We start from the raw sequence: 7,952 nt of genomic DNA, 5'->3' as shown, positions 1-7,952 counted from the left end.
AGAAAAAAACGATCAAAACCTCAAATTTGAGAATTTTGATCGTTCTTTTTATGGCCTAGGATTTAGTTTTTTCCCAGACACTTTACATTACTATTTACTATTAATTCTTCCGTTCACTTCTTGAAATCCATGCCATGATTAAAGGCAAAATCACGAAACCGAAGATCATCATCGCAATGGCATACCAGTTAACGCCAACGATTTGACCAGCGCTATTAGCAACACCGAACTGTGCCTTCCAGTTATATTCGATCAGCAAGAAGATCACAATCACAATTGATAAAATTGGTACAACTACATCAGTTAAAACATTCTTATCAGCGTTAAGAACACCTTCCTTAGCCTTGCCGCGATAGAACTGAATAACGGCAATTGGTACAACGATGAAGCCTAAGAATCTAACCATCGCACTCAATGTAATCAAGTTAACCATGTTATATTCAAACGCCATTGGAATTAAAACAGCTAATGCGACTGAGATAAAGAATGTTCTAATTGGAAAATTATTCTTAGTTCTCTTAGTCAAAGCCTTAGACATTTGGCCTTCACGTGCCATTGCTTCCAAAATACGCGGTGCGTTAAAACTAGACGCAACGTTGATCCCAAACATAGAAACCAGCGCACCAACTAAGATGACATCCCGTAAAATCTCATTATTAAAGATCGCAGCTACAGCTACTACTTGCTTAGTAGTCATCAAAGCCTTAGGATTCATCACCATCGCTACCGCTACAACGCCGATATAAACTACTGCGATAATAAAGATTGCAAGTGGAATCGCACGTGGCAAATTCTTTTCCGGATTCTTCATATCTTCTGAACCAGAGGCAACTGATTCAAATCCAGTAAATGCATAAAACGCTGAAACGATGGCCATAACGAAGGTGGTAGTAGTCAAAGTAGGTACAATCTTTTGACCGTTTTGCGTAATTTGATCAACCTCAGACAAGTGACTTGATGCACCGGTCGTAATCAACAACACAACACCCGCTACAATAATTAAAATCAAAGCAGCCAACTTACCAATAGTGGCAAGGTTCATCACCCACTTTAAAACGCGTTGACCAAAGAGATTGATGATCGTAATGATCGCCATCAAAACTAAGAAACCAACCGTTACGCTGAGTGCCTTATTAGGATCGCCGCCAAAAATAGAAATAGTCGACTTAATAACCCCAACAGCCATTACACCCCAAGCAACACTAGCTGAAAAGTAACGCAATACACCCATATAAAAACCAATCTTATCGCCAAAAGCTGCCTTTGAATAAGCATAAGCGGCCCCTGACTTAGTAACGTACTTTGATGCAGCCGCAAATGAAATGGCTAAAATTGCCGCAAAAATCGCAGCAATAAAGTAAACAACTAAAGCTTTTGAGCCTGCTTGTTGTACCACACTACCAGGTGTCAAAAAGATACCTGAACCAATGATGGCATTAATAGCTAGCAGGACTATCGACCAAAAGCCTAGCTTATCTCCCGTTTTCTCGTTCAATATTTTTCTCCCCTATTTTGCATTATCAATTACGAATTTGAATAAGTTATTCATAAATGCGACATCTGGATTACGATGTAACATTTCGGGGTGCCATTGAACTGCAATGACGTTACCCGCTTTATTTTCCAAACCTTCAACCACACCATCTGGAGCCTTTGCAGAAGCAATCAAATCTGGTGCAACATCCTTAATTAATTGGTGGTGGAATGAATTAACTTTAAACTCTGTCTTCCCTAAAATTTGAGCTAGCTTGCTGTCAGCCTTAGCCTTCATCCCATGAGTTGGCAAATCTGGTGTATGACCTTGCATATGCTTTAAAGTCAATTCCTTACGGTAAGACAAATCTTGATATAATGTTCCGCCATGGGCAACATTAATAATTTGAGCGCCACGACAAATACCAAGCACCGGAATTCCATTTTCTTCTGCTAACTTGAGCAGACGCATATCAAAATGATCACGTGCAGGCCAAGTAGCACCTATTTTTTGCAGAGGTTCTTCCCCATATTGATGTGGATCAACATCATGACCACCTGAAAGAATCAAACCCTGCACATTATCGAGCTGTGCTTTAACTACTTCATCATTTTCAGTAAATGGAATAATGTAAGGCACACCACCATTTTGAACTACAGAATCTACGTAATCCTCATTTACATAGCTGCGGTGATAACCGGGGAAAATCCCTCCATCATCAATAATTACTGAACCTGAAATACCAATAATTGGTCTTGTCATTTATGCTCCTCCTCACTTACTTTTAGTATGTAATATTATATAAAAAATCTATTACATATACAAGTAGTGGATTTTATTATTTTTTAATTTTTATTCTAAGCCTTGTTCAAAACGATATTGTTGTAAAACATATTCTTTAAAATAAGGCAGAGTAAATGCGACCTCACCATAATTAGTTGACTTAATGATCTGATCATCCAGCAATCGTCTGCGGTAATTAGCCACAAAATTGCTTGGACGTCCTAATTTTTCTCGAATTTCTTTGATCAAGACGCGATTGTTTTTGCTTTGAGCCATTGCTAAGACAAATTTTTTATCTTGTTTGGATAGACTACTAAAAATTTTAGTATAAGCATTTTGATCTAATTCAATTAAATATTCAATTTTAACCTGATCAAGTAATGCTTGATTAATTATCTTACTCTCCTTAGCTGCATTCCAAACTAAATATCCTAGCAATTGAAATGCATATGAATAGCCCATAGTCATCACAGCCATCTTATTCAAAGTATCTGCATTAACTTTATATCCAGACTGATTAAACACTTTACTATAGCTAAATTCGATTTGTGATAGATTTAATGATGACAACGGTATTCTTTTTCCGCGTAATAAGAACGTCATTACGTCTTCATTTTGTAATTCAGAGATATTCTCTGGCAAGCCTGTCATCATCAGTGCAACTGGATAATCTTCCCTGTTTAAAATCTGATAATATGCCGCAAAGTTCTTTAATTCAGAATTCGATTTAACTTCATCTAAGGTGATTAAAACCTTAATCCCCTTTTTTCTCAACTTAGCAAACATATTTGTTAAGATTCCTTGATAAGTGGAAAGTGTAGGTTTGCTTATATCTGCACTCAATTGCAATCCAAATGCAGAGAAACTAAGACCACGAATCGATTCAAATGTTTTTTGCAAATCTGAGTTAGCTTTCATATAAAGATTATCTACTAAGGTAGCCATCAAGTTTGATCCCATTGCCAAATCAACAACCAGCCAATTTGGCTCTTGTTCTACCTTTCTGCCAACTTCAGTTAAAAAAGTGGTTTTTCCTACTCCACGCATCCCGTAAACAATAGAAACTTTATAGGGACTATTAGGATTATCAAGCTCTTCTACCACTTCATCTATTAGGTGACCACGATTTAAAAAAATTGTTGGTATTCTACCAAAACTAGGATTAAATGGATTATTCATTTGCTCACCTACCTACTGCAATACGCTTACTTTAATCTATCATTTTTTGTGTATCTTTATGTATCTTTGTGTATCTTAAAATATAAAAAAGCAGTGAAACGATGTGCTTCACTGCTTCAATTTTAATTTTTCTTACCATACTTTATCACGTATGCTAGTGCAGCTACGATTAATACTACTGCACCAACTGCTACTGAAATACGAGTCTCAGGATTAATAAACATGAAAACTACGATCAGTACCAACATGAATAAAGCAAAATAATTTGAATATGGATAAAGTGGTAACTTAAAGGGATGCTTCTTCATTAGCTCCTTATTTTTTCGTCTAAAGCGTAATTCCGCTAACAAAATTACAAACCAGGCTACCATTCCCGGTAAAACTGATGAACTATAAACTACTACGAAGACATTTTCTAATGACTTACTAAAGAATTGCAACAAAACATTCATCATAAAGCCAATGAAAATACCTGAAGTAATACCAATAATTGCATGACTAGGAACAATATGCTTTGAGACATAACCAAAGGTCTTAGGCGCATATTCTTCATGTGCCATCTTATAAAGCATTCTACTTGAAGAATAAATACCTGAGTTAGCCCCAGACAAAGCAGCTGTTAAAACTACAAAGTTAATAACAGAAGCCGCAGCGGTAATCCCAACTTTAGCAAAAGTAGTTACAAATGGAGAACCAATATTACCCAATTCATCCCATGGATAAATCGTTACAATTACGAAGATCGCACCCACGTAGAAGATTAAGATTCGCCATAAAACCGACTTAACACTCTTAACAATTGCCTCCTGTGGGTTAGCAACCTCACCAGCTGAAATACCAATCAATTCGATTCCTTGATATGACCCCACAATGATTGCCATCGAGAACAAGAATCCTTTTATTCCGCCAGTGAAGAAGCCGCCATGACTCCATAAATTAGAAAATCCTACCGGGTGACCGCCATTACCAAAGCCAAATAAAATGACCATGAAGCCAAGAATAATCATTAAAATAATGGTTACAACCTTAATCATTGCGAACCAAAATTCTAGGGTGGCATAAGCCTTGGCACTAACCAGATTGGCTAACAATAAAAAGGCAATGATGATTAAACCAGCTACCCAATCAGAAGTACCTTTCCACCAAAAGCGCAAGTATTCAGTCGTGGCAACCACTTCAGAAATACCTACAACCACATACTGGAAGACATTAGCCCATTCAGCTAAATATCCCGCGATCGGATGAACATGTTCGGCAGCGTAATCCGCAAACGATCCAGTACCCGGATCCACGTAGAGCATTTCGCCCAATGCTCGCATAACAATATATAAAATTAGTCCTACAAACATATAGGCTAATAAAACTGAGGGCCCTGTCCATTTAATAGTTGAAGCGGAACCCATAAAAAGTCCAACCCCAATTGCTCCCCCAAGCGAAATCATTTCCATTTGACCAGCCGTCATTGACCGCTTTAATTCAGGTGCTTTTTTCGCCATATTCAACTCCCCTTTTTAGCATCTGCAAATATTACCTAGGAAATATTTATTATTTATTCTTTGAGATAAAGCTATAGCTAATTGCTAAGATCAATACAAACAAAATTGAAATGATCAAAGCTAATTGTGTCGTAGGAATAAAGAACAACAAAACTAAAATGGCAAAGTAAAATACAATTGTTAACCAGCTAGTTAAAGGATAACCTGGCATTCTAAATTTGCCCAAGTTGTCTTTATTCTTTTTACGATAAACAATGTGTGCAAACATAATCATAATCCAAACGATTACAAAACAGATTGTTGACACTGTTGAAACCACATCAAAAATTTGAGCTGGTATGATGTAATTCAAGATTACTACAACAAACAAAATAAGTGATGATGTAGTTAAAGCATTCATCGGAATAGCTTTTTTATTAAGTTTGCCTAATCTTTCTGGTGCGTGGCCGTTGCGTGCTAATGAATACATTGAACGGCTAGTAGAAAAGATCGCACTATTAGTCGCAGACATTGCGGCTGTTAAAACGACAAAGTTAAGTACACCAGCTGCAGCCGTTACACCGATACCGCTAAATACTTGAACGAATGGACTAGACGCTGTTGTAATTTCATTCCATGGGTAAACTGACATGATGGCGATCATTGAGCCCACATAGAAAAGTCCAATTCTAACTGGCAAAGTATTGATTGCCTTGGGAATATCTTCTTGCGGATTTGCCGTTTCACTAACAGTTTGTCCAACAATTTCTACCCCAACGAAGGCAAACACTACCATCTGAAATGAAAGTAAAAAACCCCATGGTCCAGTAGGGAAAAAGCCCCCATGATTTACCAAGTTGACTAATGATACTGTTCCACCTTTAACATGTGTCTGCAACACTATCATTATGACACCTGTGACAATTAAAGCAATAATAGCAATTACCTTAATCATAGAGAACCAACTTTCAAGTTCTCCAAATAACCCTACATTTACCATGTTAATTAACATTAATAAGACAACGATTACCAATGGTCCAACCCATTGTGGTAACCATGGGAACCAATAACGCAAATAAATTCCCGTAGCTGTTAAGTCCGCCATTGCTAAGGTAAGCCAACAAGCCCAATAAACCCATCCTGCAACAAATTCAGCTCGCTTACCTAAATATTTTTTAATTGATTCCAAAAATGAGTGGCTTTCAGGGTCAGCTAAAATCAATTCTCCTAAAGCTCTCATCATAAAAAACGTAATAATACCTACAATTAAATAGGACAAAATAATTGAAGGGCCGGCGCTACGAATGGCTGAACCGGAACCCAAGAAAAGACCTGTACCGATTGCACCACCTATTGCAATCATTGTTACGTGACGACTTTTCAATCCCCGCTTTAATTTCGGTTTTTCATTCACAGTTATCCCTACCTTCCTTATGAATAAAGAAATAGAGCGTCTATTTCTATACAATGAAACAGACGCTCCATTAAAATTATCTTTGTTTTGAATTATAAAGCCTACTTATTTTTTGTGCAATTGTTTTTTGCTTTTAATGCGATTATTAAGATAAGCAGTAAAGATTACAATCGCCAACATAATGATCACAAAAATTATTACAGATACTGTAGGCATCCCGAACAAAGGTAAACATGCAATTATTTCAATTACAAATAAAGTGGTAGTAATCCAAGTCACTTTACCACGATAAAAATTCAACCAATTAATAATGGCATAGATGATATCTAAAATAGCCAACAACATGATGCCGTAAACAAATAGATATTGACCCCACTGCGGCAATGACCAAATCATAGCACCGGAAACTTCCAGCATGATAATAAGCATGAATGCTACAATCCCTACTTCAAAGCTAAGGATGATTTTCATGAAAACAAATAATAAATCCCAGTTATCATGATGGGTATTTAAATTAAAGTAAATTAACCCTAATACGCCTGGTGACACTAATAGAACCATCATCCACGAAAAAAGAATTCCACTTCCTTGAAATACTCCTAATGGTATCCCAGCAATAGATTGGGCGATAGTCAATACCAGCGTAATCACCAAAGAGGCAATCATCACAATTTGAATCCATGATTTCCTATCTTCAAACCAAAAACTGATCGCCGCAACGAAATATAAAACGCCATAAATTGAGGACAATACCACAGAACGTCCTGGCATTTGTAAAACAAGAGCCATGATTCCCCCAGCTAATGCTAACAGCGTTAAAACGACTTTAACAATTAAATCAAATGTTCTTCTACTCATATTCCTATCCCTTACTCGAATCGTATTACTTTTCATTATACAAAAAGATAGAAATTAAACAAAAAAGGATATTTCCTCGGAAATATCCTCATTGTTAATAAACTTTAAATTGATTCAATGGCCAATATCTCAACTTCACTACGCCCACAATATTTTTGCGTTTAATCGTACCAATGTAACGACTATCTTTTGACACGCTGCGGTGGTCACCCATTACAAAGTAAGTACCCTTAGGGATTCGATTTGTTTTATTAATATAATTCAATTGGGACTTAGTGTAGAACTGTTGATATTGACGTGATCTAGCAAGAGATTTCATAGTGAAGTTTTGGGTAGCTGAGTAAAAAGTATCAGTACCATTATCAATCATATCTTTTCCCTTAGTTAACCAAGGTTGAGCAAGCTTTTTGCCATTAATATAGATCTGATTATCCTTGCTGACAATCTTTTCGCCAGGCAAACCGATCACACGCTTAATGTACAAAGCCCCCGGTTCATCCGGAGCCTTCACGATTACTACTTCCCCACGCTTAATTTGTGCATGACGAACGGAGATTAAACGATCACCGTTTTGAAAAGTAGGCTGCATTGATGGACCTGAAACTGTATCATTACTCAATACGAAGCGAAAGAGTAAGAAAAAAACTCCCATCAAGACTGCCCAAATAATTAAAATATCAAGGAAGAACTTCCCCCATGATTCATTATTTTCTTTTTTATTTGCTTTATCCGCCATTAATAAACCTCATTCATAATAATGCTTTTTAAA

7 protein-coding genes are annotated in these 7,952 nt (G+C 36.8%); all 7 read right to left on the bottom strand.

The window, feature by feature from the left end; translation table 11 throughout:
• Positions 1 to 100 precede the first annotated feature (100 nt).
• Positions 101 to 1,495, bottom strand: a complete 1,395-nt coding sequence (locus JEM49_RS03960) for an APC family permease (RefSeq protein ID WP_025005967.1) — start codon at positions 1,493 to 1,495, stop codon at positions 101 to 103.
• 12 nt (positions 1,496 to 1,507) lie between these two features.
• Positions 1,508 to 2,236, bottom strand: a complete 729-nt coding sequence (locus tag JEM49_RS03955; protein ID WP_025005968.1) for a gamma-glutamyl-gamma-aminobutyrate hydrolase family protein — start codon at positions 2,234 to 2,236, stop codon at positions 1,508 to 1,510.
• Between the two features lie 90 nt (positions 2,237 to 2,326).
• A complete protein-coding gene (locus tag JEM49_RS03950) occupies positions 2,327 to 3,436 on the bottom strand; it encodes an NB-ARC domain-containing protein (RefSeq protein ID WP_201873739.1) in 1,110 nt (369 codons plus the stop codon).
• A 122-nt stretch (positions 3,437 to 3,558) separates the two neighbouring features.
• A complete protein-coding gene (locus JEM49_RS03945; protein ID WP_025005970.1) occupies positions 3,559 to 4,932 on the bottom strand; it encodes an amino acid permease in 1,374 nt (457 codons plus the stop codon).
• Positions 4,933 to 4,981: 49 nt separating this feature from the next.
• Positions 4,982 to 6,325, bottom strand: coding sequence for an amino acid permease (locus JEM49_RS03940; RefSeq protein ID WP_025005971.1), 1,344 nt, complete (start codon positions 6,323 to 6,325; stop codon positions 4,982 to 4,984).
• Positions 6,326 to 6,430: 105 nt separating this feature from the next.
• Positions 6,431 to 7,183, bottom strand: a complete 753-nt coding sequence (locus tag JEM49_RS03935; RefSeq protein WP_201873737.1) for a hypothetical protein — start codon at positions 7,181 to 7,183, stop codon at positions 6,431 to 6,433.
• Positions 7,184 to 7,277: 94 nt separating this feature from the next.
• Positions 7,278 to 7,919: a signal peptidase I gene (gene lepB, locus JEM49_RS03930; protein ID WP_025005973.1), complete on the bottom strand. Its 642-nt coding sequence runs from the start codon at positions 7,917 to 7,919 to the stop codon at positions 7,278 to 7,280.
• Between the last annotated feature and the right edge of the window lie 33 nt (positions 7,920 to 7,952).

Source organism: Lactobacillus sp. A27 (assembly GCF_016742815.1).
Classification (GTDB): Bacteria; Bacillota; Bacilli; order Lactobacillales; family Lactobacillaceae; genus Lactobacillus; species Lactobacillus gallinarum.
The sequence above is the reverse complement of the archived record's forward strand: the minus strand, read 5'-3'. Positions and strand labels throughout refer to the sequence as shown.

Excerpts from the sequence above, each read along its gene's own strand:
- JEM49_RS03955 (WP_025005968.1), bottom strand. The coding sequence starts at position 2,236 with ATGACAAGACCAATTATTGGTATTTCAGGTTCAGTAATTATTGATGAT.
- JEM49_RS03950 (WP_201873739.1), bottom strand. The coding sequence starts at position 3,436 with ATGAATAATCCATTTAATCCTAGTTTTGGTAGAATACCAACAATTTTT.
- JEM49_RS03945 (WP_025005970.1), bottom strand. The coding sequence starts at position 4,932 with ATGGCGAAAAAAGCACCTGAATTAAAGCGGTCAATGACGGCTGGTCAA.
- JEM49_RS03935 (WP_201873737.1), bottom strand. The coding sequence starts at position 7,183 with ATGAGTAGAAGAACATTTGATTTAATTGTTAAAGTCGTTTTAACGCTG.
- lepB (WP_025005973.1), bottom strand. The coding sequence starts at position 7,919 with ATGGCGGATAAAGCAAATAAAAAAGAAAATAATGAATCATGGGGGAAG.